Source organism: Lentzea tibetensis, assembly GCF_007845675.1.
GTDB classification, from domain to species: Bacteria; Actinomycetota; Actinomycetes; order Mycobacteriales; family Pseudonocardiaceae; genus Lentzea; species Lentzea tibetensis.
Genome location: NZ_VOBR01000004.1, coordinates 339297 through 363592, shown reverse-complemented (window position 1 = coordinate 363592; position 24296 = coordinate 339297). Strand labels below are relative to the sequence as shown.

Sequence of the window (24296 nt, the reverse complement as noted above, 5' to 3'; positions counted from 1 at the left end):
GATCTGTCCACGCAGCATCTAGGGATGGATCACGAGGACTTCGTCAGTACCGTCGCACGCGAAGTGGTCGCGGCCGTCGCACCGGACGAGCTAGCGCTGTTCGAGCCGGTCAGCCGCGCGTACCTGCGTGATCCGGAGAAGGTGCTGGCGCAGCGCGGCAGGCCCGGCGAGGTCCTCGGCTCGGGCATCGACGTCGCCATCGCACTCGTCTCACCGGTCGCGCTCGCCATCGCCACCGCGACCTACAACCGGCTGGCCGACAAGACCGGTGAGGCGGTGGTCAACACCGGCAGCAGGCTGTGGAAACGCCTGCGTCGCAAGGAGCTGCCCGAAGGAACGATCACCGACGAGCAGCTCGACGAGCTGCACGCGATGGCGCGGGAGCGGGCACTGGAGCTGGGGCTCTCGGAAGAGCAGGCCACGAAGGTGGCCGACGCGCTGAGAGCCCAGCTCACACGTGAGAACTGACCTGCTGCGAGTGCCGTCCGGTACGACGCTGCGCTTCGCCACCCTCGTCGGGCTCGCGGTCGCGACCACGCTGCTGGTCTTCGGGCGGTACGCGGCGGTGTGGCCGACCGCCACCTCGCTGGACGACGCCCGCTGCCAGGTGCGCGCGGGCCTCTACTTCACCTCGGCCCTGGACGTCGACCCCGACCAGCGGAAGTGGGACGCCTACCGGGCCTGCATGTCCGTCTTCCTCGTGCCGCGCGCGGCGTGGCTGGCGGGCGGCGTGCTGCTGCTGTTCGCGGTCGCGCTGGTGATCTACCTCGCGCGGCCTGCCTGGCGGATCCGCCGGTCACGCCTGGTGCCGCTCGAAGGCGCGCTCGCCGACGAGCTGAGCGACACGCTGGCCGAGTTGGTGGTGCGGGCCGGGCTGCGCGAGGCGCCCGAGTTCGTGCTCGACCCGACGAGCCGGCGAGCGGGTGGCGTCGCGTTCGGGCACCACCGGCGCAAGATCGTGTGCCTCGACGCGGGCCTGGTCGCGTTGCACCGCCGCGATCCGGACTCGTTCCGGGCGATCGTGCTGCACGAGCTGGCGCACGTGCGCGGTGACGTGACGACGACGTACGCGACGCTCGCGGTGTGGCGCGCGTTCCTCATCACGGTGCTGGTGCCGTACGGGCTGGTGCTGGTCAACCCGATGCTGCTGTCCAAGACGCCGTGGCGGCTCCCGGACTTCTCCAGGCCCGGTGAGGGCGTCACGTGGGGCATCGCGTGGCGGCTGGCCGTCATGGTCGCGCTCGTCTACCTGGCGCGCACCGCGGTGCTGCGGTCACGCGAGAAGTACGCGGACGCGCTCGTCGTGCAGTGGACCGGTGCGGACGACCCGTACCGGAACCTGAGTCCGAGCAAGAACATCCGCCGGTGGATCGCGATCCACCCGACGCGCGCCGCACGGGCGGCGGCGATGCGGGACCCGAACTCCTTGCTGCGGCCGGGTTTCTGGGAGGTGCTGGTGAGCGCGCTCGCGGTGCAGATCGCGTGGTGGCACGCGGTCACCGGGCTGCGCGAGCTCACCTGGTACCGCGAGGGCAACGGGTCCATGCTCGTCATGCGGATCGTGTGGGCGGTGATCGCGGCGGCTCTGGTCGGCACGATCGCGTTCCGCGGCGCGGTGTTCCTGCGCACGGGCGGCGCGCACCGAGGTGTGTTCGCGCTGCCGGGCCTGGCGCTCGGCATCGGGTTCGTGCTCGGCGACCACCTCGACACGCAGGACCGGCAGCAGATCACCGTCCTCGGCGCGACCGCGTCGGTGCTGCTCGTGGTCACCGCGGTGCTGGTGTGCTCCTGGGTCGGCCACTGCGCGACACTCGCCCGCGTCCGGTGGCACGCGGTGCTGATCGCGGGGGCGACGGCCGTCGTCTGCTACAGCGCGCTCGGCTGGTTCACCGAGATCGGGGCGGCGGACGCGTTCTGGCACAACTACATGCGTCCCGTCGTGGAGCTGATGCGGAGCTACGGGACGTCCGCTGTGGACGACGCGGTGCTGAACGGCGCGATCGTCCCGTTCCTGCTCAACTTCGACCGGCTGACGACCGCGGCCGCGCTCGGCCTGCTGTGGCTGGTGCCGCTGGTGCTGCGCCGCGAGCTGCCCCGCTTCGCACTGCTGGCGGCACTGGTGGGCGCCGGAACCTGGCTGCTGATCATGGCGGCGGTCGCGGTGGCTGATCCGTCGCCCACGCTCGTGCGATCGGCGTGGGCGGTGCTCGCGGTCGCGGTGGTGCAGTTCGCGACCGCGACGGTCGTCGCACGACAGGTGGATCGCATCGCGGCGCTCCTGTCGGCGTGGCTGGTCGGGCTCATCGCGACGGTCGCCATCTGGATCATGCACCTGGACGGGTTCCCGCACGTCGACAGCGCGCTGGCCACCCGTCCGATGCAGGTGCTGCCGTTCCTCGGCACGGCCGCGGCGCTGCTCGGCGGCCTCGCGGCAACGGGAACACGCCCGGCAGGCAGACAGACGAAGCCGTGGGGACTCATCGCGATCGCGGTCGTGTCAGCGTTTCTCGTCGCGTGGTGGCCGACGGCGCCCAAGGCCTCGCCGCTGCAACCACCGCCGCCGTCGGGCGACACGGAGCTCAACCGCGACCAGGCGGTCAACATCTGGATCTACGGCGGCGGCTGGGACACCTACCTGTCGGTCATCAACAGCAACGGCCGGGTGTTCGACCAGGTCAGGGCCAACGATCCGGCCAAGATCGCGAGCGCGTGCGACGAGCTGCTGCCGGTGCTGCGCGACGCCGCGGCGTTCCCCGAACCACCGGAGGAACGCGTGCGCGGCAACTGGAAGGCCGCGCTGGGCTCGTTGGAGAACGGTGCGCGGGAGTGCGTGCTGGTCTTCCGGGACAGCTCGGGCAGCGCGGACGAGATGGGCAAGCAGTTCGTGCTGGGCCTCGACCAGCTCAAGGTCACGCAGACCATGCTGCTCGAGGCCCAGCAACGGGCGCTCAGCTGAAGGAAGGCGCGCCGGCGAGCGAGAGCTCTCGCTCGCCGGACAGCAGGCCGCGCTGGGCCAGGATCGGGCGCACGCCCTCCCCGAACCAGTAGGCCTCCTCCAGGTGCGGGTAGCCGGACAGGATGAACTCGCTGATGCCGATCGCGTGGTACTCCTCGATCAGGTCGGCGACCTCCTCGTGGCTGCCGACCAGTGCGGTACCGGCACCGCCGCGCACGAGCCCGACACCGGCCCACAGGTTCGGGTAGATCTCCAGGCCGCGGACGCCCCGGCTCAGGTCGCCGCCGTGCAGCGCGACCATGCGTTGCTGCCCAACGGACTCCGACGCCCGCAGCTGTGACTGGGCCTGCGCCACCGCGGCGGGGTCCAGCGCGTCGAGCAGCCGCTCCGCCGCGGCCCACGCCTCGGCGGAGCTGTCGCGGCTGATCGTGTGCAGCCGGATGCCGAAGCGGATCGGCCGATCGGTCAGCGCGCGCACCCGAGCGATCTTCGCCGCCACATCGGCTGGCGGCTCGCCCCAGGTCAGGTACACGTCGGCGCGTCGTGCCGCCACCGGAAGGGCCGCGTCCGACGAACCGCCGAAGTAGATCGGCGGCACCGGGTCCGGCGGTGCGAGCACCGTGGCGCCCTCGACCTTGTAGTGCCTGCCGTCGAACGAGAACGGCTTGCCCGACCACACTTCGCGCACGATCTGCAGGAACTCGTCGGTGCGGGAGTACCGCTCGTCCTTGTCCAGCCAGTCGCCGAACCGTTGCTGCTCAACGGCATCACCACCGGTCACGACGTTCAGCAGCAGCCGCCCGCGGGAGATCCGCTGGTAGGTCGCCGCCATCTGCGCCGCGAGCGTCGGCGACAGGACGCCTGGCCGGAACGCGACGAGGAACTTCAGCCGCGAGGTCTGCGCGATGAGCGCGGCGGTGGTGAGCCACGCGTCCTCGCACCACGTGCCGGTCGGCGTCAGCACGCCGGTGAACCCGACCTGCTCGGCGGTGCGCGCGATCTGCGCCAGGTAGTCGATGTCCGGCTCGCGGCGTGCGCCCGCGCTCGGCGCGCGGTTGGCGTGGAAGTGCTCCACGACCGTGCGCCCGTCGCCGGACGTCGGCAGGAACCAGTGCAGCGTGATGCTCATGAGAGATCTCCCTGGAACCTCGTGTCGACGAACTTCGCGAACTCGACCTCGCCGGGCAACGTCTTGTCCTCGGTGAAGGCGTCCGCGAGCTCCTGCTCGGACTTGATCACCGTGTCGTCGAGCCGCACCGGCAGGTCCGCCGCGCGTTCCACCGCGGCCCGCGCGACCTCGTACTTCAGTCCGGTCTCCTTGGACCACGCCTGCGCCCACTCGTCGCGGTGGCCGTCGGCCCAGCGCTGCGCCTTGTAGTAGCGGACGAGGAACTCCTTGATGGCGGGGTTCTTCGCCTGGTCGTCCAGCGCCTTGCGGCTCGCGACCTGGAAGCCGTAGCCGTTCGCCGAACCCTTGCCGTCGGCGAGCACCCGCGCCTGGACCTCCTGCTGCGCCTGCGCGGTGTAGGGGTCCCACACCGCCCACGCGTCGACCTTGCCCTGCGTGAACGCGCCGTACGCGTCCGACGGCTGCAGGAAGTTCAGCGTCACGTCCTTGGTCGTGAGACCGGCGCCGCGCAACGTCGTCAGCACCTGGCCGTGCGCCGAGCTGCCCTTCGCCACGGCGATGTTCTTGCCCTTCAGTTCCGCCACCGAACGCAGGGCCGACGAGGCGGGCACGAGGATCGCGTCGCTCTCGACGTTGCCCTTCGACGCACCCACCGCGGCGATCTTGGCGTTCGCCGCCGCGGCGAAGATCGGTGGCGTGTTGCCGACGCCGCCGACGTCGATCGCACCCGCCGACGCCGCTTCCAGCAGCGGCGGGCCGGAGGTGAACGTCGACCACTCGATCTTGTAAGGGAAGTCGTTCAGCAGACCGGCCGCGGTGAGCAGGGACTTCGCCCCGCCCTTCTGGTCACCGACCTTCAGCACGACCTCGCCGGGGGTCGACGCGGCCGCGCCGCACCCCGTGGTCAGCAGGATCGCGGCCAGCAGGCTAAGCAGCTTGCGCATCGTCAACTCCCAGATCAGCCAGCACGCGCACGCGCTGCTCCACGAACGACGCCCGGCGCCGCGGGCGTGGCAGGTCCACGAAGTGCGAGGCGACGACGCGCCCCTCGTCGAGCACGACGATCCGGTCGGCGAGGAGCAGCGCCTCGTCGACGTCGTGCGTGACCAGCAGCACCGCCGGGCGGTGCGCCTCCCACAGGTCCTCGACCAGCCGGTGCATCGCGAGCCTGGTCAACGCGTCGAGCGCGCCGAACGGCTCGTCCAGCAGCAGCACGTCCGGCTGCCGGACGAGTGCCCGCGCGAGCGAGACCCGTTGCGCCTCACCGCCCGACAGCGTCAGCGGCCACGCGTCGGCGTGGTCGGGCAGGCGCACCTCGTCCAGCGCCTTCCTGGCGACCTCGCGGCCGTCGACCCCGTGCAGCCCAAGGGAGACGTTGCGCCACACCCGTCGCCACGGCAGCAGCCTCGGCTGCTGGAACGCGATGGACACCGTGCCCGGCACCGAGAACGACCCGCGCACGTCCGAGTCCAACCCGGCGAGGATCCGCAGCAGCGTGGACTTCCCACAGCCGCTGCGTCCCAGCAGCGCGACGAACTCGCCGGGCGCGATCTCCAGGTCGACGCCGTCGAGCACGACCCGTGACCCGAAAGCCTTGTGCAGACCGCGAATGCTCACCGCGCTCGCCATCGCAGCACCCTCCTCTCGAGCAGCCGGACGAGGTAGTCCGTCGTCAGGCCGAGCAGCGCGTAGACCACCAGGCCCACCACGACGATGTCCGTGCGCAGGAACTCGCGGGCGTTGTTGATCAGGAAGCCGAGGCCCGCGTCGGCGTTGATCTGCTCGCCCACGATCAGCGAGAGCCACGCCGTGCCGAGCGCGATCCGCAGACCCACCAGGGATTGCGGCACGGCGGACGGCAGCACGACGTGCACCACGCGTTCGACGCGCGTGTAGCCGAGCACCTTCGCCGCCTCGACCAGGCCGGGGTCGGTCTGCCGGATGCCGGCGTGCAGGTTGAGGTACAGCGGGAAGGCGACGCCCGCCGCGACCAGCGCGAGCTTCGGCTCCTCCCCGATGCCGAACCACAGGATGAACAGCGGGATGAGGCCGAGGTGCGGCAACGTCCGCAGCATCTGCACCGGCGGGTCGAGCAGCGTCTCGCCCCAGCGCGAAAGCCCGGACACCAGGCCGAGAACGACGCCGACGACCCCGCCGAGCAGGAAGCCGAAGAACACCCGGCCGAGCGAGACGGCGAACGCCTCGCCGAGCTGGCCGTCGGCGATCAGCTCACCCGCCGAGGCGACGACGGTCAGCGGTGAGGCGAGCTTGTCCGGTGGCAGGACGCCGGTCGAACTGGCGGCCTGCCACAGCAGAACCAATGCGACCGGACTGATCCAGCGCAGCGGTAGGGAACGTTTTCGTGGGCGGGGTACGGCTGTTTTCGGGCGCGCGAGTACGCCCGCAACAGAAATCGACACGATTTCTCCCAGCGGCGAGCGAGAAGGTGGGTTTGATCAGCGCGTACGACAGATCGCGCTCGCCTGCCGCCGAAGATCGACGTGCAGGCGAGCCACCAGGATCTCGCGCTCACTCATGCCGCTGAGTACAGGCGAGCGTCAACCCGAAGTCAACGCCGCCCGAATTCTGGAAATAGCTCTGTCTAAGACAGAAAGTCGTGCCGGACGATCGTTTCGTCGCGGCCCGGTCCGACACCGATCGCGGACACCCGCGCGCCGATGATGCCCTCGAGGTACTCGACGTACGCGCGAGCGTTCGCCGGCAGCTCCTCGAACGTGCGGCAGCCGCTGATGTCCTCGAACCAGCCCGGCAGCTCCTCGTACACCGGGACGGCGTGGTGCACGTCGGTCTGCGTCATCGGCATCTCGTCGACGCGGCGACCGTCCACTTCGTACGCGACGCAGACCGGCACCTTCTCCAGGCCGGACAGCACGTCCAGCTTGGTGAGGAAGTAGTCCGTGATGCCGTTGACGCGCGAGGCGTAGCGGGCGATCGGCGCGTCGAACCAGCCGGTGCGCCGCGAACGGCCGGTGGTGACACCGAACTCGCCGCCGGTCTTGCGCAGGTGCTCGCCCATGTCGTCGTTCAGCTCGGTCGGGAACGGGCCGGAGCCGACGCGCGTGGTGTACGCCTTGAGGATGCCGATGACCGTGGTGATGCGGGTCGGGCCGATGCCGGAGCCGACGGCCGCGCCACCCGAGGTCGGGTTCGACGACGTGACGAACGGGTAGGTGCCGTGGTCGACGTCGAGCAGGGTGCCCTGCGAGCCTTCCAGCAGGACGGTCTCGCCGCGGTCGAGCGCGTCGTTGAGCAGCAGGCGGGTGTCCGCGATGCGCTGCACGAAGTGCGAGCCGTGCTCGAGCACGCTGTCCACGACCTGCTCGGCGTCGAGCGCCTTGCGGTTGTAGACCTTGACCAGCACCTGGTTCTTGAAGTCGAGCGCGGCCTCGACCTTCTGCCGCAGGATCTTCTCGTCGAGCAGGTCCTGCACGCGCACGCCGACGCGGGCGAGCTTGTCCTGGTAGGCGGGGCCGATGCCGCGACCGGTCGTACCGATCTTCGCCTTGCCCAGGTACCGCTCGGTCACCTTGTCGATGGCAACGTGGTACGGCATGATCAAGTGCGCGTCGGCCGAGATCAGCAGCTTGCTGGTGTCGACGCCCTTCGCCTCGAGCCCGGACAGCTCCTCGAGCAGCACACCGGGATCGACCACGACACCGTTGCCGATGACGTTGGTCACGCCAGGGGTGAGGATGCCGGAGGGGATCAGGTGCAGCGCGAAGTTCTGGCCGTCGGGCAAGACGACGGTGTGCCCCGCGTTGTTGCCACCCTGGTAGCGGACGACCCACTGGACGCGTTCACCGAGCAGGTCGGTGGCCTTGCCCTTGCCCTCATCGCCCCACTGGGCACCGATCAGCACGACGGCCGGCATGTGAAACTCCAAGCGCTTGGACTAGTTCGAGCGAATGCCGGTAAGCGAGGGTAGACCAGGAGATGACCGTGCGTGGAATCGTGCTGGCCTGCGGAAACACGCAGTTGCCGTTGATCACTGACGGTGACGGTTTCGAGGTCGTCCAGGTCCCGGAACGCCCCGGCAAGGACGACGTCGACCAGCACCTCGATCACGGTCGGCTGATCGTCGCCGGGACGGACACCGACCTGGCCGCCGTCGCGCTGCGCCTGCTGCGCAAGGAGCGGCTCGGCGACACGATCGTCGGCTACGTGCCGACCTCGCCGCGGTCCGCGGTCGCGTCGCTGTGGACGTTGCCCGTGAACGTCGCGGGCGCGCTGAAGCTCGCGATGAACGGCGACCCCGACCCGGTGCCGCTGGTGCGCGACGACGTCGGCGGAGTGCTTGTGGGGCTTGGGGTTCTGTCGCCGGTGCGCGGCGTCGGGTACTGCGACGCGGACAACGTGCTGCGCGGACAGGCGTCGCGGATCGAGGTCACGCCGGACCCGGAGGGCGGCCTCGGGCTGGTCGTCCGGGTGATCCACCGGCGGCTGATCGGGTCCAAGGTGAAGGAGCACCGGACCCGCGCGTTCCAGCTCGGCTGCCTGCCGACGACGCCGGTGCTCGACGGGCGGAAGCACCCCCGTCCGGTCGACAAGTGGACCTGGTACCGGCACACGGAGGACCTGCGACTCGTCCGCGGGCTTTAACTGTCAGCCATCCGGGTGTCACCCAGAGGTATTGCCTACGCCTAATTACTAGCCGACAGTGTTCCCGATCACTTCCAACCAGGAAGGTCGGGATGATGTCAACAGTTAACAAGGCCCTGGTCGCGTTCGGCGCTGCTCTCGCGCTGACGCTGGGGCTCGTTTCCCCTGCACTCGCGACACCGCCGAACATCCCCAGCAGCACCACCGCCAAGTCCGAGCTGGCGGGCCTCACGGTCAAGGCCGACGGCTCCATGACCGGCTACTCGCGGGACAAGTTCCCGCACTGGATCACGCAGTCGGGCGCCTGCAACACGCGTGAGGTCGTGCTGAAGCGCGACGGCACGAACGTGCAGCAGGACTCGTCGTGCGCCGCGGTCTCGGGCCGCTGGTTCAGCCCGTACGACGGCGCGACGTGGACCGCGGCGTCCGATGTGGACATCGACCACATCGTGCCGCTGGCGGCCGCCTGGCGTTCGGGCGCGTCGTCGTGGACGACGTCGCAACGGCAGTCGTTCGCGAACGACCTGACCGGTCCGCAGCTGATCGCGGTGACGGACAACGTGAACCAGGCCAAGGGCGACCAGACGCCGGCCACGTGGAAGCCGCCGCTGACGTCCTACTGGTGCACCTACGCCAAGATGTGGGTACACACCAAGTACCGCTGGAAGCTCAACGTGAACTCGGCGGAGAAGACGGCGTTGACGGACATGCTCGGAAGGTGCTGATGGCCGAACTCTCGTCCCTCTTCGTGGCAGGACCGGGCGGGATCATGACCGACGAGGTCGGCGTGGTCACCGGTGACCTGGAGCTCCGGACTCTCCTGGAGGACGGAACCCTGCGGTCGCTGGTCCGCTACGAAGGCGCTGACGAGTGGTACGGCATCACCGGCGGCACGGTCGCCCTGACTGATCCCCGTGATCACGAGGCCGTGCACGCACTCCTGCTGGGCGTGCTCAACCGCCCGTCAGGCTAGGCAGCGACTCGGCCGCCTCGGCTCGCGAGAGCCCGGTCGCCTGGAGCAGGTCGACGGCGATGCTCCGGATCTGCGCCAGCACGACCTTGGTCGAGAACCCGTCGCCCCCGAGGTGCCGCGCGGTCAGGTACTGCGCGGCATCTCGGATCGCCTTGCGCGTCTCCACCGGCGTGACACCCCGCGACAGCTCGGTCCTGAGCATGTCCACTGCGTCCGCGTAGCGCCGCAGGACGTCCGGGAGGGTCTCGGGCATGTCTTCCTTCGCGCGGAGCGCGGCGAGGGCTCTGCGGGCCAGCACGCGGGTGTTGCGCAGCGCGTAGTCGATCGGGGAGGCCGCCGTTTTGTAGCGGCCCAGCTCGTCTTTCGACCGCCAGCGAATCGGCGCGATGGTCGCGATCTCGCCGCCGGTCTTCAACGCGCCCTTGAAGTCGTCCACCGCGGTCTGGGTGCTGCGCAGCTGGGAGAGGACGCCCGCCGCCTTCACCAGGTCCTGTTCGGACACCGCGGTCGCGACGCCTCTCAAGGCGGTCGCGAGTTCACCGAACAGCTGTTTCGCCTGGCGCTGGGCGACGATGAGCGGGTTGGCCGGGAGCAGCGCCGTCACGGCCAGGCCCACCAGGCCACCGATGAGCGCGTCGACCATCCGGTCGAGGCCGCCGCCCGTCTCCGGTGGGAGGAGCGTGGCCACCAGGACCGCGCTGCTGCCCGCCTGGAGCGCGATCACCGCGCCGCCGTCGAGCAGGACGGCTCCGGACATCGCCAGCGCCACGACCAGCGCGATCTGCCACGGTCCCGAGCCGATCCAGCCGACCAGTGCGTCGCCTACGCCCACGCCCACCGACACGCCGACCACCAGCTCGCCGACGCGGCGCAGGCGCTGGCCCAGTGACACGCCGAGGCAGACGACCGCGGCGATCGGGGCGAAGAACGGGTGCTCGTGGCCGATCAGGCTGGTGGCGACCAGCCAGGCCAGACCCGCGGACAGCGCCGACTGCGCGATGGGCAGCGCGGTGCCGCGCCAGCGCTTGAGGCGGCGGGTGATCTCTTCGCGGACGGCGCCCACGGTCAGGTGCCTCGCGGAGCGCGGGGGGCGGGCGGAGCAGCCACCCGCGCCCCGTGCTTCCGGTCCGTCGAACGAACGGGTGCGGTCAGAAGTTCCATCGGTGACCGAGGGATGACAGCGCGTGGCGGCGCCACTGTGGACGATCGCCCGCCGGTCTGCACGGGCTTCGGCTCGCCGGGCTGCACACCGAATGGCTTCGCAGGGGTACCCGCCTGGGGGTCCCCTGTTTCAATCATCCCAGGCAGCACCGACAATTCCGGTCCCGCGCCGAACCGGCCGGTGGACGGGGAAGGCTTCGCAGGGGTCCCCCGCTGGGGGTCCCCTGATTCCATTCTCCCAGGCAGCACCGACAGTTCCGGGCCCCGAGACCGGCACTCATCCACAGGTCAGGCCAGGCCGAGAACCGAAGCGGCCTGCGGGTCGCTGTCCACCAGGAACTTGCGGCAGCGGTCGTACTCCTCGTCCTCGCCGATCTCCTGAGCGGCACGGGCGAGTGCGCCGAGAGCGCGGAGGAAGCCCTGGTTGGCGCGGTGCGTCCACGGCACGGGCCCGAAGCCCTTCCAGCCGGAACGGCGGAGCTGGTCGAGGCCGCGGTGGTAGCCGGTGCGGGCGTAGGCGTACGCGGCGACGGGGTCACCGGCGTGCAGCGCGCGTTCGGCGAGCAGTGCCCAGGCCTCGCTGAAGTCCGGGTACGCCCGGACGATCTTGGCGGGATCGGTGCCGCCGTCGGCGGCGGACTCGGCTTCCGGCCGCGCGGGCAGGCGGGTCGGTTCCGGGCCGAGGAGGTTCTCGTTCAGCGACATGCGGCCATCGTGCCGCACTCGGGACGATCAGGTCAGGAACACCCTGGTGACGGCGGCCACCACCATCAGCATGAGGGCGGAGACCAGTACGCCTGCGATGACCTTCTTGCTCATGGCCGTGCAGAGTGCCGCAGGTAGGCCGTTCAGAGCAACGGCACTCACCCGAACGTGAACACAATATGAAAACTTCAGGGTAAAACCAGGGCGGTTCGCACTACCTGACCATGCGAGGTCAGCTCATCATGGGCGAATGATCCAGGGGGTTAGGCAGTTCCGCGACCAGTACTGGGAGCGGGGCGAGCCGGGGAGAGAGACTCCGCGGCGGCTGGTCGAGCAGCTGTACGTGCTCTGGCTGGCCGGTCTGCTGTTGAAGATGCTCGGCTCGTCATGGGACGTGGCCTGGCACTTCAAGTGGTTGCGCGACGATCTGGCGCCGCCACACCTGATCAACACCGCTGGTTCCGTCATCGTGGTCGCGCTCACGCTCTTCCACACCTACACCGGTTACGGCGCGGACCGCGCCTCGCTGCGGCTGATGCAGTGGGGGTGCGGGATCTTCCTGGTCGCGCTGCCCATCGACGTCATCAACCACCGGATCAACGGCCTCGACATCACGTCGTGGAGCGGATCGCACGCCCTGCTGTACCTGGGCACCGCGATCATGCTGGCCGGCGCGATCCGCGGGTGGCTGAAGTACTTCCCCGAAGGTCGTGCGAGGACCTTCGGGCTCGTCGCGCTGTGGTTCTTCTTCCTGGAGAACATCTGGTTCCCCAACCAGCACCAGGAGTACGGCGTGCGGGCGCTGCAGGCGTGGGACGCGGGCTCGCCGGAAGCGGAGCCGATCCTGCTCAAGTTCGCGGCCGACCAGCTCGGGATCGCGGTCGGACGCGAGTCGACGGCGCGGTTCGCGTTGCCGATCGCGGACTGGGTGTACCCGCTGTGGGGCCTGGTCGCGGCCGGGCTCGTGCTCGTCATCGCCCGGCGGACGATCAACAAGCCGTGGGCGGCCACCGCGGTCGCGGGCGGCTACGTGGCGTACCGCTGCCTGGTGTGGCCGATCCTCCAGGGCATCGACTTCCCCGCTTCGGCGGTGCCGCTGTTCCTGGTGCTCGTCGGGCTGGTGATCGACGTGGTGCACCTGCTGAAGGTGTCGGTGCCGGTCGCGGCGCTGCTCGGTTCGGCGGCGGTCACGACCGTCGGGTACGTGGGCATCTGGACGCAGCAGGAGTACCTGCTCGCCCCGCCCATCTACTTCCCTTCGGCCGCGGCGACGTTCGTGCTGCTGGCCGTGCTGTGGACGGTCGGTGATCTCCTGATACACCGGCCGGAGGTCAAGACCGTCGCGGCGAGACTCCACCTCGTGTAGCGAAAAGGGCCCCCGGCGAACCGGGGGCCCTTTTCACGAGAACGGTCAGCCGGCGATCATGCGGCCGGACGACTTCAGGTGCTCGCACGCCTGGGCGATGCGCGCGGCCATGGACTGCTCGGCCGCCTTCAGGTAGCTGCGCGGGTCGTAGGCCTTCTTGTTGCCGACCTCGCCGTCCACCTTCAGCACGCCGTCGTAGTTCGCGAACATGTGCGCCGCGATCGGGCGCGTGAACGCGTACTGCGTGTCCGTGTCGATGTTCATCTTGATGACGCCGTACGAGACGGCCTCGTGGATCTCCTCGAGCAGCGAGCCGGAGCCGCCGTGGAAGACCAGGTCGAACGGCTTGGAGCCGGCCGCGAGGCCCAGCTTCTCCGCCACGACGTCCTGGCCCTGCTTGAGGATCTCCGGGCGGAGCTTGACGTTGCCCGGCTTGTAGACGCCGTGCACGTTGCCGAACGTCGCGGCCAGCAGGTACCGGCCCTTCTCGCCTGCGCCCAGCACCTCGACGGTCTTCAGGTAGTCCTCGGGCGTCGTGTAGAGCTTGTCGTTGATCTCGTTGTCGACGCCGTCCTCTTCGCCGCCGACGACACCGACCTCGATCTCGAGGACGATCTTCGCCTTGGCGGCCAGGTCGAGCAGTTCGCTGGCGATGGCGAGGTTCTCGTCCATCGGCACAGCGGAGCCGTCCCACATGTGCGACTGGAAGAGCGGGTTGCCGCCCTTGTCGACCCGCTCCTGGCTGATCGCGATCAGCGGGCGGACGTAGCCGTCGAGCTTGTCCTTCGGGCAGTGGTCCGTGTGCAGCGCGATGTTGACGGGGTACTTCTCCGCCACCACGTGCGCGAACTCGGCGAGGGCGACAGCTCCGGTCACCATGTCCTTGACCTTGGTGCCGGAGGCGAACTCCGCACCGCCGGTCGAGACCTGGATGATGCCGTCGCTCTCGGCCTCGGCGAACCCGCGCAGTGCCGCGTTGAGCGTCTCCGACGAGGTGACGTTGATCGCGGGGTAGGCGAACTCGTTCGCCTTGGCCCGGTCCAGCATCTCGTTGTAGACCTCGGGGGTTGCGATGGGCATCGGTGGTTCCTCCTCAGGTGCCCGGAACGCCTGGTCGCGGCAATCCTAGAAGAGGGCTTCGGCCAGCTCCGCATAGCGGCCGTTCAGCGACTGGATCGCGACGTGGTTCGCGCCCGCGTCGAGGTGCGAACGGAGCTTCGCGGCCACCTGTTCCGGCGATCCCCACGCGAACAGCGCGTCCACCAGGCGGTCCGAACCGTCGTTCGCGAAGTCGTCGGCCGTGAAACCGTGCCGGAGCAGGTTGCCCGTGTAGTTGGTCAGCGTGAGGTAGAAGCCGAGCATCTGCCGCGCGATCGCCCGCGCCGCCTCCGGGTCCTCCTCGACCACGGCGGTCACCTCGGGCGCGAGCACCCCGTCGCCCAGCACCGCACGGGCGTGCGCGGTGTGCGCGACCGGCACCAGGTACGGGTGCGAGCCCGCCGTGCGGTCGGCGGCCAGCTTCAGCGTCTTCGGGCCGAGCGCGGCGAGGACCACCTGCTCACGCGGCACGTCCAGCTCGTCGAGGTACGACACGAGCTTGGCGTACGGCTTCTCGTAGGCCTGGTCGAGCTGGCGGTGGCCGGGGCCGACGCCGAGCACGAACCGGTCGCTTCCCAGCCTGTGGAACGAGCGGCTGACTTCCGCGGCAGGCGAGTCCCAGACGTTGACGACACCGGTGGCGATCGTGATGTTCTTGGTGGCGTTCAGCAGACGCTCGGGGATGGCGAGGTCCGCACCAGGGGAGCCGCCGAGCCAGAACGTGCCGTAGCCCAGTCGCTCCAGCTCAGCGACCCGCTCCGGCTCGTCACCCCAGCCCTGTTGCCACGAGCCCCACACACCGAACGACCCGAACATGTCGACCCCTCACGTTGAAAGCGGTAGGTTCGTAGTATGCCGAAATTGAGTTCAACTGATCTTGACGTGTCCCGCCTCTGCCTCGGAGGCAACGTCTTCGGGTGGACCGCTGATTCCGAGCAGTCGTTCGCGGTGCTCGACGCGTACCACGAGCGGGGCGGCAACTTCATCGACACCGCGGACGTGTACTCGCAGTGGGGTGAGGGCAACTCCGGCGGCGAGTCCGAGGAGATCATCGGCCGCTGGCTGGCGACCAAGGACCGCGACGACGTCGTTCTCGCGACCAAGGTCGGCATGCTGAAGGGCTTCGACGACCAGAAGGCCACCACCATCGAGGCCGCCGCCGAGGCGTCGCTGAAGCGGCTCGGCGTCGACCACATCGACCTGTACTACGCGCACCGCGACGACCCGGAGACCCCGCTGGTCGAGTCGCTCGCGGCCTACGACCGGCTGGTGAAGGACGGCAAGGTCCGCTACATCGCGGCGTCCAACTACTCCGCCGCACGCCTTCAGGAGGCGCTGGAGATCTCCGAGCGCGAGGGCTTCGCGAAGTTCGTCGCGCTCCAGCCCGAGTACAACCTGGTGTCCCGCGCGCAGTACGAGGGCGACCTGGAGCGGGTCGTCCGGGAGAACGGGCTCGCCGCGGTGCCGTACTGGTCGCTCGCGAAGGGCTTCCTGACCGGCAAGTACCGGCCGGGCGTCGAGGTCGAGAGCGCGCGCAAGGTGGCGGCGTCGAAGTACCTCGACGAGCACGGGCTGAAGACGCTGGAGATCCTCGACGAGCTGGCCGAGCAGCACAGCACGACGGTCGCCGCCGTGGCGCTGGCGTGGCTCGCGAACCAGCCGACCGTGGCGGCGCCGATCGCCAGCGCGCGGACCGTCGAGCAGCTGGCCGACCTGCTGCCCGTGCTCGACCTGGAGATCGACACGACCAGGCTGAACGTAATTTAACTTGCCAGTAGCTTACTCAAAGTAAGTTGCGCTACCGTGACCTCATGGACGTCACGGGCAAGGTGGTACTGATCACCGGCGCGGCCAGGGGCATCGGCGCCGAGGTGGCGAGGCAACTGGCCGCGCGCGGGGCACGTCTCGCGCTCGTCGGACTCGAGAAGGACCAGCTCGACGAGGTCGCGGCCCAGACCGGTGGCAAGGCGTGGGAGGCCGACGTCACGAGCTGGGACGACCTCGAGCGCGCCGTCAGCGGGGCGAAGGAGCACTTCGGCGCGATCGACGTGGTCGTGGCGAACGCGGGCGTCGCGTCGACGGGGTTCGTCCGGTCCATGGACCCGAAGGCGTTCGAGCGGGTCATCGAGGTGAACCTGCTCGGCGTCTGGCGCACCGTCCGCGCGGCGCTGCCGCACGTCATCGACTCGCAGGGGTACGTGCTGGTCGTGTCGTCGCTGGCCGCCATCGCGCACACGCCGGGCATGGCGAACTACACGGCGGCCAAGGCGGGCTGCGAAGCGTTTGCGGACAGCCTGCGCGCCGAGGTCAAGCACCTCGGCGTCGACGTGGGCGTCGCCTACTTCTCGTGGATCTCCACGGACATGGTCAACAGCGCCGACGAGCACCCGGTGTTCGGCCCGATGCGCACGGCCATGCCCGGTCCGCTGGGCAAGAAGTACCCGGTGCAGGACGTCGGACGGGACGTCGTCCGCGGCATCGAGAGGCGCGCGAAGGCGGTGCACACGCCCGGCTGGGTCGGCGTCGTGAAGCTGTTCCGCGCGCTGCTCCCCGCGTTGATCGACCGGCAGGCGGCGAAGTCCGTGCCCGCCGCGGACAGGGCGATGGCCGACACGGACACGTCCGGCCTGGTAGGACCGGGCGGAAAGGCTGCGGCAAAGCAGTGAGCCTGGCGACTGCGCCCAGGCAAACACGGTACGGTCCTCTCTGTGGTTGGCGACCAGACTCCGAGCAGCGTGCAGGACACGCTGACCAACCTGCGGATCGCAGATGGCGTGGCAGCCCCTCCCACGGGGCCGTTGACGCTCGAAGACCTGTACAAGCAGCACCGCATGCGGCTCATCCGCCTGGCGCTGCTGCTGGTCGACGAGCCGGCGACGGCCGAGGACGTGGTGCAGGAGGCTTTCACCGGCCTGTACCGCAACTGGAAGGGACTGCGCGACGCCCAGGCGGCTGTCGGCTACCTGCGCACGGCCGTGGTGAACGGCTCGCGCAGCGTGCTCCGGCGCCGCAAGACCGCACGTGACTACACCCCGCCGCACGTCGCGAACGCCCGTTCGGCGGAGAGTCTCGCGATGCTGACGGCCGAGCACCAGGCCGTCGTGAAGGCGCTCCAGCAGCTGCCTCCGCGCCAGCGAGAGGTGCTCGTGCTGCGCTATTACGGCGACCTGTCGGAGGCCGAGATCGCCGAGGCGACCGGTATCTCGAAGGGCACCGTGAAGTCCACCGCGAGCCGCGCGCTGGACGCACTCCAGAAGATCATGGCGGGTCGCTGACACCCGTTTTGTCCGTGGCCGCGCTTCCACGGCGTGGACGCGCGGGCCCAATCCGGTACTTGGTATAGACCAATGGCGTGCTGATGCCTCAGGATCAGACCTCGTGGCACCCAGCAGACACGTGGTCGCCGTCGACATCGGCGGGACGGACACCAAAGCCGCGCTGGTCACCGGCACGCCGGAGGGCGTGACGGCGGTCAAGCACAGCCGCAGAGGCACGCCGAGACCGGTCGGCCCGATCCTCGACCTGGTCACCGAGCTCGTCGGCGAGCTGCGCCAATCGTCCGAGCACCCCGTTGACGCGGTCGGAGTGGTCGTGCCGGGCGTCGTCGACGAGGTCAACGGCATCGGCGTCTACTCCGCCAACCTCGGCTGGGAGGACTTCCCGTTCGCGGCCGAGCTGACCCAGCGCACCGGGTTGCCCGTCGCGTTCGGGCACGACGTTCGCGCAGGCGGTCTCGCGGAGCTCCGGATGGGAGCGGCCAGGGGTCTGCGGGACGCGGTGGTCCTGCCGATCGGCACGGGCATCGCCGGTGCGCTGGTGCTCGACGGCCGGCTCTACAGCGGCGGCGGGTACGCGGGCGAGATCGGGCACGTCGACGTCGGTCACGGCGAGCCGTGCGGTTGCGGTCAGACGGGGTGCGTGGAGACGGTCGCGTCGTCGGCCGCCATCGCGCGCCGCTACTCCATCCGAACCGGAAGACCCGTCAACGGCGCGGTGGAGGTCGCCGAACGGGTGCGTCTTGGCGACCAGGACGCGGTGGCCGTGTGGCACGAGGCGGTGGACGCGCTGGCCAGGGGCATCCTGGTACTGGCGACCCTGCTCGGGCCGGAAGCGGTGGTGCTCGGTGGCGGACTCGCCCTGGCAGGCGACCTGCTCATCGAGCCGTTGCGCGACAGGCTGGACGGTCTCATCGCCTTCCAGCGCCGACCTGAGCTGCGGCTGGCGGCTCTCGGTGACGAGGCCGGCTGCCTCGGTGCCGCCCTGCTGGCCATCGACATGCTGGAGGACAGATGAGCACGTGGGGCGGGCCCGTGGACGTGACCTTGACCGGCGGTCGGGTGGTCACGCCGGACGGGGTGCTCGAGTCGGGCTGGATCAGCGTGCGCGAGGGCCGCATCCAGGCCGTCGGCGACGGGGTGCCTCCCGACGGACCCACGACGGACGTGTCGGGCAACCTGGTGGTGCCCGGATTCGTCGACATCCACTGCCACGGCGGCGGCGGGCACGCGTTCACCAGCGACGACCCGGAGAAGGTCCGCAGGGCGGCCGCCGCGCACCGCAGGCACGGCACGACGACGCAGATCGCCTCGCTCGTGTCCCGGCCGATCCCCGAGCTCGCCGACCAGGTGTCCGCGCTGGCCGAGTTCGTGCAGGACGGCCTCATCGCGGGCATCCACCTCGAGGGCCCGTTCATGTCGCCCGCCCGCTGCGGCGCGCACGACCCGGCCATCCTGTGCCCGCCGGACGCGGACTCGGTGACCAAGCTGCTCGACGCGGGCAAGGGCACCGTCCGGATGATCACTCTCGCGCCCGAGCTGGAGGGCGCGGTCGCCGCCGTGCACCAGCTCGTCGACAACGGCGTGATCGCGGCCATCGGCCACACCGACGCGACGGAAGCGCAGGTCAGGCCCGCTGTCGACGCGGGGGCGTCGGTCGCGACGCACCTGTTCAACGGCATGCGCCCGCTGCATCACCGCGAGCCGGGCCCGATCGGCGCGCTGCTCGACGACGAGCGGGTGACCGTCGAGCTCATCTGCGACCTCGTGCACCTGCACCCGACCGCCGTCCGGCTGGCCGCGCGGCACGCGGGCATCGACCGCACGGTGCTGGTCACGGACGCCATCGCCGCAGCGGGCGTCGGCGACGGCGTGTACGACGTGGGCGGACTCGAGGTACGCGTGGTGGACGGCGTGCCGACGCTGGCCGGTGGCGCCGCGCTGGCGGGCAGCACGCTGACGATGGACATGGCGTTCCGCAATGCCATCAACTCGTGCGGGCTGTCGCTCGTGGAGGCCGTGCACGCGACGTCGACCCGCCCCGCGACGCTGCTCGGACTGCAGACCGGACAGCTGCGCGCCGGTTACGCGGCGGACCTAGTGGTGCTCGATGCAGAATTGAAGCCGAGGGACGTGCTGAGCAAGGGCGAGTGGGTCAAGGACTGAAGGACTGATGGACGATTCGGAGCGGGTGCTGACCGACGCGCTGCGCAGACAGGCGACCAGCACCAACGCGGGCATGACGCCGGTTCAGCCCGCTCCGGCACCTCGTACTGACCGCATGCCGGTGCTCTGGGTGCTGGTGCTGGCGTTGCTGCTGGGTCTGGCCGCGGGCACGGTGGCTGCGGTGATCACGCTGAGCTGACCTGTACCGTTGTGGCCGTGACGTTCGCTGACTTGCTGAATCCCGAAAAGCTCATCACGTTGCTCGACACGTGGGCGCTCGTCGGGGTGTGCCTGATCGTGTTCGTGGAGTGCGGTCTGCTGCTGTTCTTCCTCCCCGGCGACTCACTGCTCTTCACGGCGGGCCTGTTCATCGCGGCCGGCGCCATCAAGACCCCGCTGTGGCTGGCGTGCATCGTGCTGATCGCGTGCGCGATGCTCGGCAACGTCGTCGGCTACTGGATCGGCCACCGCGTCGGCCCCGCGCTGTTCAACCGGCCGGACTCGAAGATCTTCAAGCAGGAGTACGTCGACAAGACGCACGAGTTCTTCGAGAAGTACGGGGCCCGCGCGATCGTGCTGGCCCGCTTCGTGCCGATCGTGCGCACCTTCATCACCCTGGTCGCCGGTGTCGGCCGGATGGACGCGAAGAAGTTCTTCACGTACTCGTTCATCGGCGGCATCTTCTGGGCCGGTGGCCTGACCGTTCTCGGCTACTTCCTCGGCTCGGTCCCGATCATCCGCGAGAACCTCGAGCTGACCCTGATCGGCATCGTGTTCCTGTCGATCGTGCCGATCATCTTCGAGTACCTCAAGGCGCGCCGTGAGAAGAAGGCGCTGAACGGCGCCACCCAGGTCATGCCCCGCATCGAGGACTGACTTTCGTACCCTTGTGGCAGCAGGGCCTCCAGCCTTAGGTTTGGTCTAAACCAGTTGGCTGGAGGCCCTGATGTCGTTGTTCCGCAAGACTTTGGCGGTCGCGTTGACCGCACTGTCTGCGCTCTCCGTCTCGGTTGGTGTTGCCGACGCCGCTCCCCGCCGGATCGTCGGGGCCTACTACGGCAACTGGTACAGCGAGAGCTACCCCATCTCGGCGATCCCGTCCGACACGCCCATCACGCACCTGTTCTACGCGTTCTCGTTGATCGAGAACGGCAAGTGCGTGATGCCCGCGGCGACGGCTGCTCGCGATTTCGCGGACATCCGGGACCTGAAGAAGCGCAAGCGTTCCCTGAAGGCCCTGATCTCACTGGGCGGCTGGGGTGCGGGCGGTTTCTCCGACGCCGCTTTGACTTCCGCGTCCCGAACGGTGCTGGTGCAGTCCTGTGTGGACCTGTTCTTCCGCGACGGGACGTTCGACGGCATCGACATCGACTGGGAGTTCCCGGTCTACGGCGGTCCCGTCGAGATCAAGGACCGGCCCGAGGACCGGCACAACATGACGTTGCTGGCGCGCGACTTCCGGCGCGCTCTGGGTTCGCGTCTCGTGACGGCCGCGCTGCCGACCGGGCGTCTGCAGACCGATGGTCCTTACGACCCGGCCAAGTCGTTCGAGCTCGGTGAGCTGTCCCGGGTTTTGGACTTCATCAACGTGATGACCTACGACATGGGCACCGGGTTCTCGCCCGTGTCGACGTTCAACGCGCCGTTCCGCGAGGTGTCGTCGGACCCGATGCCGGCCGCGGATCGCAAGTGGAACAACGTGGTTCGCGCCGTCGACTTCTACCAGCGGCACGGGGTGTCGCCGCGCAAGATGGTGCTCGGGGTGCCGTTCTACGGACGCGGTTTCGTGGTCAAGCAGGAGGGTCCGCAGCACGGGCTCTACCAGCCGTACGAGAGCGCGTTCTGGGTCGACGGGTACGTCGAGGTGCAGCAGCTGCGCGCCACTCCGGGGTGGAAGGAGTACTGGCACCCCGTCGCGCAGTCCCCGTGGCTGTACAACGCCGCGGAGCGCAAGTTCGTGTCGTATGAGAACCCGCGCTCCATCGGCATCCGCGCGGACTTCGCGCGGTCACGCGGCCTGCTCGGCACGTTCATGTGGGAGCTCGGCCACGACGACGCGCAGCACTCGTTGCTGAAGGCTATGTCGCGCTGAACATCGAGCCGGGGTTGAACAGGTTCTCCGGGTCCAGCGCGCGCTTGATGTCGCGGTGGACCCGGAGACCGATCGGCCCGATCTCCTGCGCCAGCCAGTCCCGCTTGATCTTCCCGACCCCGTGCTCGCCGGTGACCGTGCCGCCGAGCGCGAGCCCGACGGCGAGGATGTCGTCGAACGCCTTGCGCGCGCGGGCGAACTCGTCAGGGCTCGTGGGGTCGTAGACGATCGTCGGGTGCATGTTGCCGTCGCCCGCGTGGCCGACGACGGCGATGCGCAGCCCGACCTCCCGGCTGATGTCCTCGCAGCCCTGGATCAGCTCGGCGATCCGGGTGCGCGGCACGCACACGTCGTCGGTGAGCCACGAGCCGTAGACCTCGAGCGCGGTGAGCACCGCCCGGCGCGCGGTGAGCAGGTCACGCCCCTCGCTCAGGTCGTGCGTCGCGTAGACCAGGTCGGCACCCGCGTCGTGGCAGACGGTGTCGATCTTGTTGAGCTCCCGCTGCGCCGCCTCGGCCCCCGCGTCCGACTGGCAGATCAGCAGCGCCGCGCAGCCGGGACCCGCGCCCAGCTCGGTCTTGAGGTAGCGCTCGACTGCCTCGATGGAGCTGCGGTCCATGATCTCCATCAGGGACGGCACGAGGCCCTCCTTGATGATCCGGCTGACCGCGGCACCTGCCTGCGCGGTCGTCGGAAAAGCCGCGACGAGAGTGCTCGGCGCCTGCGGCAACGGCCGCAGGGCGAGCGTGGCCTTGGTGATCACGCCCAGGGTGCCCTCGCTGCCGATGAACAGCTTGGTCAGGTCGTACCCCGCGACGCCCTTCACGGTGCGGCGCCCGGTCTTCAGCAGCTCGCCGTCGGCCAGCACGACCTCGATCCCCAGCACGGAGTCCGTGGTGACGCCGTACTTCACGCAGCACAGGCCACCCGCGTTGGTGGAGAGGTTGCCGCCGATCGTGCACCAGTCGTAGCTCGACGGGTCCGGCGGGTAGAACAGCCCGTGCTTCTCAACCGCGTCGCGCAGGTCGAGGTTGATCACGCCCGGTTCGACGACCGCCAGCCGGTTGTCCGCGTCGACCTCGATGATGTCGTTCATCTTCGTCATGACCAGGACGACGCAGCCGTCGATGGCGTTCGCGGCGCCGCTCAGGCCGCTGCCCGCGCCTCGGGGGACGATCGGTGTCTTGGCTTTGGCGCATGCTCGGACCACCGCCTGGACCTGCTCGGTGTTCGTCGGGAAGACGACGGCGAGCGGGGTGCCGTGCGGGGCCAGCGGCATCATGTCGCGCTGGTAGCTCGCGGTGACGTCGGTGTCCGTCAGGACGCCCGTGTCTCCTACGGCAGCGCGAAGTTCAGCGAGCAGCGTCTCCATACCGACACGCTAGCCCCACGAAAGCGCGGAAGCTGCTGCCGGAGAAGAAGATCGTCTCGGCTGGGTTCTTGGAGTCGCGGAGTACCGCGGTCGGGCCCGTGAAGTCGATCTCCACGCACTCCGAGTTGTCGGTCGCACCACTGCGGCTGCTCTTGCGCCACCGGCTCACACGACCTCCTAAAGCTCCGCCATGATCTGCTCGATCAGGACCCGCGAGTCCGCCATGCTCAATGCGATCGACCTCAGATACCCAAAGGTGAGCTTACAAGTGTCGACGTCGGCGGCGCGGTTCACGAAGGTCGGACCGGTGATGTGCTCGTAGTAGCCGATGGCAGGCTCCTCCGGGTCGGGGAACTCCAGTACGGAGAAGGATCCGAAGAAGCCGAGGTGCGCGCCGACCTCGGCGGGCAGCACCTGAATGGACGCTTCGGATTGGTCGAGCAGGTGCTGGAGCTGGGCACGCATGACATCGCGGCCGCCGACAAGTCTGCGCAGTGCGCTCTCGTCAATCACAGCCACCAGTTCCAGCGAGTCGTCGGGGTCGGCGAGCCGCCGCTGGCGGATCTTGCGGATCTCGACCTGATTGGCGACTTGGCTTTCGGTGCGGGGCGAGATGCTCGTGTGGAAGACCGCACGCATGTAGGCCTCGGTCTGGAGGAGCCCGTGGAGGTAGCCGAAACAGAAGGCCCAGATCACTGAGGCAGCGGTTTCGAGCGCGGTGTGATGCTTGTTCGTCAGACCGAATCGCGCCCACCACCCTTTCCTGTTGGCAATGCGAACCAACTCGAGGATGGGTTCCCACTCATCGGCTCCGACCCCGTACAGATCGAGCATCGACTTCGCGGTGTGGATGGTGACCTTGGTTTTGCCCAGTTCCATCCGATGCAAGGTGGTGTCCGACAGCTCCAACTGCCGGTGCGCCGCCTCCACCGAATATCCGGCCGCTCGCCGCAAGCGTCGAAGCTGCCGTCCGAGCGCCTTCCGGTAGTAGGCAGGGCTGTCGTCCACACCCACCCTGACCGCCTCCCCTTTGTAGCTGCCCAGTCACACAGCATGACAAGTGACACCGACAAAGTGACGTCGTCACTTGATCGTCGCCATCCGCACCATCAGAGAAATGGCACTTCACGACTACCGGCACCGCATCGAGTACAGGCGCGGCCATGAACTCGTTCACTCGGAAGAGGTGTTCGACCACGGCTGGTACATCAACGTCGGCCAGGAGTGGAAGGTCGAGTACACGACGGCCTGCGCGGCCGAGTACCTCCACGATCAACGGGGTACCTGGGTGGTGATGGTGTGGCGAGTCGACGAGGGCGGTTCACGTGGTGACTGTGTGTGCTCAATCCAGTATTCGTCGGCTCGTTAGGTCCATGTCGCCGA

Annotated in this window: 29 protein-coding genes; 15 read left to right on the top strand and 14 right to left on the bottom strand. The window is 69.1% G+C overall.

Features of this window, described 5'->3' with window-relative positions; all coding sequences use genetic code 11:
- Nucleotides 1-24 precede the first annotated feature (24 nt).
- Both FKR81_RS08135 and FKR81_RS08130 read left to right on the top strand, forming a co-directional pair.
- Nucleotides 25-468 carry a hypothetical protein gene (locus tag FKR81_RS08135; RefSeq protein ID WP_146350299.1) on the top strand — a complete coding sequence of 148 codons (444 nt, stop codon included), beginning with the start codon at nt 25-27 and terminating at the stop codon, nt 466-468.
- Nucleotides 458-2956, top strand: coding sequence for a M48 family metalloprotease (locus tag FKR81_RS08130; RefSeq protein WP_146350298.1), 2499 nt, complete (start codon nt 458-460; stop codon nt 2954-2956). The genes FKR81_RS08135 and FKR81_RS08130 overlap by 11 nt, the downstream gene beginning before the upstream one ends.
- Here FKR81_RS08130 and FKR81_RS08125 read toward each other — a convergent pair.
- From FKR81_RS08125 to FKR81_RS08100, 6 genes are all read right to left on the bottom strand, one after another.
- Nucleotides 2949-4085: an LLM class flavin-dependent oxidoreductase gene (locus FKR81_RS08125; RefSeq protein WP_146350297.1), complete on the bottom strand. Its 1137-nt coding sequence runs from the start codon at nt 4083-4085 to the stop codon at nt 2949-2951. The two genes, FKR81_RS08130 and FKR81_RS08125, sit on opposite strands and share 8 nt — an antisense overlap.
- Nucleotides 4082-5029: an ABC transporter substrate-binding protein gene (locus FKR81_RS08120; RefSeq protein ID WP_146350296.1), complete on the bottom strand. Its 948-nt coding sequence runs from the start codon at nt 5027-5029 to the stop codon at nt 4082-4084. The genes FKR81_RS08125 and FKR81_RS08120 overlap by 4 nt, the downstream gene beginning before the upstream one ends.
- On the bottom strand, nt 5013-5714 hold the full coding sequence (locus FKR81_RS08115) for an ABC transporter ATP-binding protein (protein WP_146350295.1): 702 nt from the start codon (nt 5712-5714) through the stop codon (nt 5013-5015). Before FKR81_RS08115 ends, FKR81_RS08120 begins: the two co-directional genes overlap by 17 nt.
- On the bottom strand, nt 5699-6505 hold the full coding sequence (locus FKR81_RS08110; RefSeq protein ID WP_146350294.1) for an ABC transporter permease: 807 nt from the start codon (nt 6503-6505) through the stop codon (nt 5699-5701). The genes FKR81_RS08115 and FKR81_RS08110 overlap by 16 nt, the downstream gene beginning before the upstream one ends.
- A gap of 36 nt (nt 6506-6541) precedes the next feature.
- Entirely contained in the window at nt 6542-6622 is an 81-nt protein-coding gene (locus FKR81_RS45950; RefSeq protein ID WP_146350423.1) for a putative leader peptide, read from the bottom strand.
- Nucleotides 6623-6687: 65 nt separating this feature from the next.
- Nucleotides 6688-7977, bottom strand: coding sequence for an adenylosuccinate synthase (locus FKR81_RS08100; protein WP_146350293.1), 1290 nt, complete (start codon nt 7975-7977; stop codon nt 6688-6690).
- Between the two features lie 62 nt (nt 7978-8039).
- Here FKR81_RS08100 and FKR81_RS08095 point away from each other — a divergent pair, with 62 nt between their 5' ends.
- The 3 genes from FKR81_RS08095 to FKR81_RS08085 all read left to right on the top strand — a co-directional run bounded on the left by FKR81_RS08095 (nt 8040) and on the right by FKR81_RS08085 (nt 9678).
- A complete protein-coding gene (locus tag FKR81_RS08095) occupies nt 8040-8705 on the top strand; it encodes a hypothetical protein (protein WP_407936507.1) in 666 nt (221 codons plus the stop codon).
- Between the two features lie 95 nt (nt 8706-8800).
- Nucleotides 8801-9430 (top strand): HNH endonuclease family protein, encoded by a 630-nt coding sequence (locus FKR81_RS08090; RefSeq protein WP_186762848.1) that lies wholly within the window; start codon nt 8801-8803, stop codon nt 9428-9430.
- The gene (locus tag FKR81_RS08085; RefSeq protein ID WP_146350292.1) at nt 9430-9678 is read left to right on the top strand and encodes a hypothetical protein; all 249 of its coding nucleotides are present in this window, start codon (nt 9430-9432) and stop codon (nt 9676-9678) included. Before FKR81_RS08090 ends, FKR81_RS08085 begins: the two co-directional genes overlap by 1 nt.
- On the opposite strand, the gene FKR81_RS08080 is transcribed toward FKR81_RS08085, so the two are convergent.
- The 3 genes from FKR81_RS08080 to FKR81_RS45605 all read right to left on the bottom strand — a co-directional run bounded on the left by FKR81_RS08080 (nt 9659) and on the right by FKR81_RS45605 (nt 11706).
- Nucleotides 9659-10741, bottom strand: a complete 1083-nt coding sequence (locus tag FKR81_RS08080) for an FUSC family protein (RefSeq protein WP_146350291.1) — start codon at nt 10739-10741, stop codon at nt 9659-9661. The genes FKR81_RS08085 and FKR81_RS08080 overlap by 20 nt on opposite strands.
- Nucleotides 10742-11127: 386 nt before the next feature.
- Nucleotides 11128-11544 (bottom strand): DUF3151 domain-containing protein, encoded by a 417-nt coding sequence (locus FKR81_RS08075; protein WP_186762831.1) that lies wholly within the window; start codon nt 11542-11544, stop codon nt 11128-11130.
- Nucleotides 11545-11571: 27 nt separating this feature from the next.
- A complete protein-coding gene (locus tag FKR81_RS45605; protein WP_268891540.1) occupies nt 11572-11706 on the bottom strand; it encodes a hypothetical protein in 135 nt (44 codons plus the stop codon).
- 88 nt (nt 11707-11794) lie between these two features.
- On the opposite strand from FKR81_RS45605, the gene FKR81_RS08070 reads away from it, so the two are divergent.
- Nucleotides 11795-12910: a hypothetical protein gene (locus FKR81_RS08070; protein WP_146350289.1), complete on the top strand. Its 1116-nt coding sequence runs from the start codon at nt 11795-11797 to the stop codon at nt 12908-12910.
- A 45-nt stretch (nt 12911-12955) separates the two neighbouring features.
- On the opposite strand, the gene fbaA is transcribed toward FKR81_RS08070, so the two are convergent.
- Entirely contained in the window at nt 12956-13990 is a 1035-nt protein-coding gene (gene fbaA, locus FKR81_RS08065) for a class II fructose-bisphosphate aldolase (protein ID WP_146350288.1), read from the bottom strand.
- A gap of 45 nt (nt 13991-14035) precedes the next feature.
- The gene (locus tag FKR81_RS08060) at nt 14036-14824 is read right to left on the bottom strand and encodes an LLM class F420-dependent oxidoreductase (protein ID WP_146350287.1); all 789 of its coding nucleotides are present in this window, start codon (nt 14822-14824) and stop codon (nt 14036-14038) included.
- A gap of 36 nt (nt 14825-14860) precedes the next feature.
- On the opposite strand from FKR81_RS08060, the gene FKR81_RS08055 reads away from it, so the two are divergent.
- The 8 genes from FKR81_RS08055 to FKR81_RS08020 all read left to right on the top strand — a co-directional run bounded on the left by FKR81_RS08055 (nt 14861) and on the right by FKR81_RS08020 (nt 21541).
- A complete protein-coding gene (locus FKR81_RS08055; protein WP_146350286.1) occupies nt 14861-15775 on the top strand; it encodes an aldo/keto reductase in 915 nt (304 codons plus the stop codon).
- Nucleotides 15776-15819: 44 nt separating this feature from the next.
- A complete protein-coding gene (locus tag FKR81_RS08050; protein ID WP_146350285.1) occupies nt 15820-16674 on the top strand; it encodes an SDR family oxidoreductase in 855 nt (284 codons plus the stop codon).
- Nucleotides 16675-16716: 42 nt separating this feature from the next.
- The gene (locus FKR81_RS08045) at nt 16717-17283 is read left to right on the top strand and encodes a SigE family RNA polymerase sigma factor (RefSeq protein WP_146350284.1); all 567 of its coding nucleotides are present in this window, start codon (nt 16717-16719) and stop codon (nt 17281-17283) included.
- Nucleotides 17284-17386: 103 nt separating this feature from the next.
- Nucleotides 17387-18301, top strand: a complete 915-nt coding sequence (locus tag FKR81_RS08040) for an ROK family protein (protein WP_235921385.1) — start codon at nt 17387-17389, stop codon at nt 18299-18301.
- Nucleotides 18298-19449: an N-acetylglucosamine-6-phosphate deacetylase gene (gene nagA / locus FKR81_RS08035; RefSeq protein ID WP_146350283.1), complete on the top strand. Its 1152-nt coding sequence runs from the start codon at nt 18298-18300 to the stop codon at nt 19447-19449. Before FKR81_RS08040 ends, nagA begins: the two co-directional genes overlap by 4 nt.
- A gap of 7 nt (nt 19450-19456) precedes the next feature.
- Nucleotides 19457-19648: a hypothetical protein gene (locus tag FKR81_RS08030; protein WP_146350282.1), complete on the top strand. Its 192-nt coding sequence runs from the start codon at nt 19457-19459 to the stop codon at nt 19646-19648.
- A gap of 17 nt (nt 19649-19665) precedes the next feature.
- Nucleotides 19666-20325: a DedA family protein gene (locus FKR81_RS08025; RefSeq protein ID WP_235921384.1), complete on the top strand. Its 660-nt coding sequence runs from the start codon at nt 19666-19668 to the stop codon at nt 20323-20325.
- A 70-nt stretch (nt 20326-20395) separates the two neighbouring features.
- On the top strand, nt 20396-21541 hold the full coding sequence (locus tag FKR81_RS08020; protein ID WP_222598195.1) for a glycoside hydrolase family 18 protein: 1146 nt from the start codon (nt 20396-20398) through the stop codon (nt 21539-21541).
- On the opposite strand, the gene FKR81_RS08015 is transcribed toward FKR81_RS08020, so the two are convergent.
- Genes FKR81_RS08015 through FKR81_RS08005 form a run of 3 tightly spaced genes read right to left on the bottom strand, consistent with a single transcriptional unit; the run spans nt 21528 to nt 23927 of the window.
- Complete coding sequence (locus FKR81_RS08015) at nt 21528-22913, bottom strand: FAD-binding oxidoreductase (RefSeq protein WP_146350280.1); 1386 nt, start codon at nt 22911-22913, stop codon at nt 21528-21530. The two genes, FKR81_RS08020 and FKR81_RS08015, sit on opposite strands and share 14 nt — an antisense overlap.
- Nucleotides 22894-23082 carry a DUF397 domain-containing protein gene (locus tag FKR81_RS08010; protein ID WP_146350279.1) on the bottom strand — a complete coding sequence of 63 codons (189 nt, stop codon included), beginning with the start codon at nt 23080-23082 and terminating at the stop codon, nt 22894-22896. The genes FKR81_RS08015 and FKR81_RS08010 overlap by 20 nt, the downstream gene beginning before the upstream one ends.
- An 8-nt stretch (nt 23083-23090) precedes the next feature.
- Nucleotides 23091-23927: a DUF5753 domain-containing protein gene (locus FKR81_RS08005; protein ID WP_186762830.1), complete on the bottom strand. Its 837-nt coding sequence runs from the start codon at nt 23925-23927 to the stop codon at nt 23091-23093.
- Between the two features lie 73 nt (nt 23928-24000).
- Between FKR81_RS08005 and FKR81_RS08000 the strand changes: the two genes are divergently transcribed.
- Nucleotides 24001-24282, top strand: coding sequence for a hypothetical protein (locus FKR81_RS08000; protein WP_146350277.1), 282 nt, complete (start codon nt 24001-24003; stop codon nt 24280-24282).
- Nucleotides 24283-24296 lie beyond the last annotated feature (14 nt).

Bases quoted from the DNA above. Each gene is read 5' to 3' on its own strand.
- FKR81_RS08135 (WP_146350299.1), top strand. From the start codon at position 25: ATGGATCACGAGGACTTCGTCAGTACCGTCGCACGCGAAGTGGTCGCG.
- FKR81_RS08125 (WP_146350297.1), bottom strand. From the start codon at position 4,085: ATGAGCATCACGCTGCACTGGTTCCTGCCGACGTCCGGCGACGGGCGC.
- FKR81_RS08120 (WP_146350296.1), bottom strand. From the start codon at position 5,029: ATGCGCAAGCTGCTTAGCCTGCTGGCCGCGATCCTGCTGACCACGGGG.
- FKR81_RS08115 (WP_146350295.1), bottom strand. From the start codon at position 5,714: ATGGCGAGCGCGGTGAGCATTCGCGGTCTGCACAAGGCTTTCGGGTCA.
- FKR81_RS45950 (WP_146350423.1), bottom strand. From the start codon at position 6,622: ATGAGTGAGCGCGAGATCCTGGTGGCTCGCCTGCACGTCGATCTTCGG.
- FKR81_RS08100 (WP_146350293.1), bottom strand. From the start codon at position 7,977: ATGCCGGCCGTCGTGCTGATCGGTGCCCAGTGGGGCGATGAGGGCAAG.
- FKR81_RS08095 (WP_407936507.1), top strand. From the start codon at position 8,040: ATGACCGTGCGTGGAATCGTGCTGGCCTGCGGAAACACGCAGTTGCCG.
- FKR81_RS08090 (WP_186762848.1), top strand. From the start codon at position 8,801: ATGTCAACAGTTAACAAGGCCCTGGTCGCGTTCGGCGCTGCTCTCGCG.
- FKR81_RS08085 (WP_146350292.1), top strand. From the start codon at position 9,430: ATGGCCGAACTCTCGTCCCTCTTCGTGGCAGGACCGGGCGGGATCATG.
- FKR81_RS08075 (WP_186762831.1), bottom strand. From the start codon at position 11,544: ATGTCGCTGAACGAGAACCTCCTCGGCCCGGAACCGACCCGCCTGCCC.
- FKR81_RS08070 (WP_146350289.1), top strand. From the start codon at position 11,795: ATGATCCAGGGGGTTAGGCAGTTCCGCGACCAGTACTGGGAGCGGGGC.
- fbaA (WP_146350288.1), bottom strand. From the start codon at position 13,990: ATGCCCATCGCAACCCCCGAGGTCTACAACGAGATGCTGGACCGGGCC.
- FKR81_RS08060 (WP_146350287.1), bottom strand. From the start codon at position 14,824: ATGTTCGGGTCGTTCGGTGTGTGGGGCTCGTGGCAACAGGGCTGGGGT.
- FKR81_RS08055 (WP_146350286.1), top strand. From the start codon at position 14,861: ATGCCGAAATTGAGTTCAACTGATCTTGACGTGTCCCGCCTCTGCCTC.
- FKR81_RS08050 (WP_146350285.1), top strand. From the start codon at position 15,820: ATGGACGTCACGGGCAAGGTGGTACTGATCACCGGCGCGGCCAGGGGC.
- nagA (WP_146350283.1), top strand. From the start codon at position 18,298: ATGAGCACGTGGGGCGGGCCCGTGGACGTGACCTTGACCGGCGGTCGG.
- FKR81_RS08030 (WP_146350282.1), top strand. From the start codon at position 19,457: ATGGACGATTCGGAGCGGGTGCTGACCGACGCGCTGCGCAGACAGGCG.
- FKR81_RS08020 (WP_222598195.1), top strand. From the start codon at position 20,396: ATGTCGTTGTTCCGCAAGACTTTGGCGGTCGCGTTGACCGCACTGTCT.
- FKR81_RS08015 (WP_146350280.1), bottom strand. From the start codon at position 22,913: ATGGAGACGCTGCTCGCTGAACTTCGCGCTGCCGTAGGAGACACGGGC.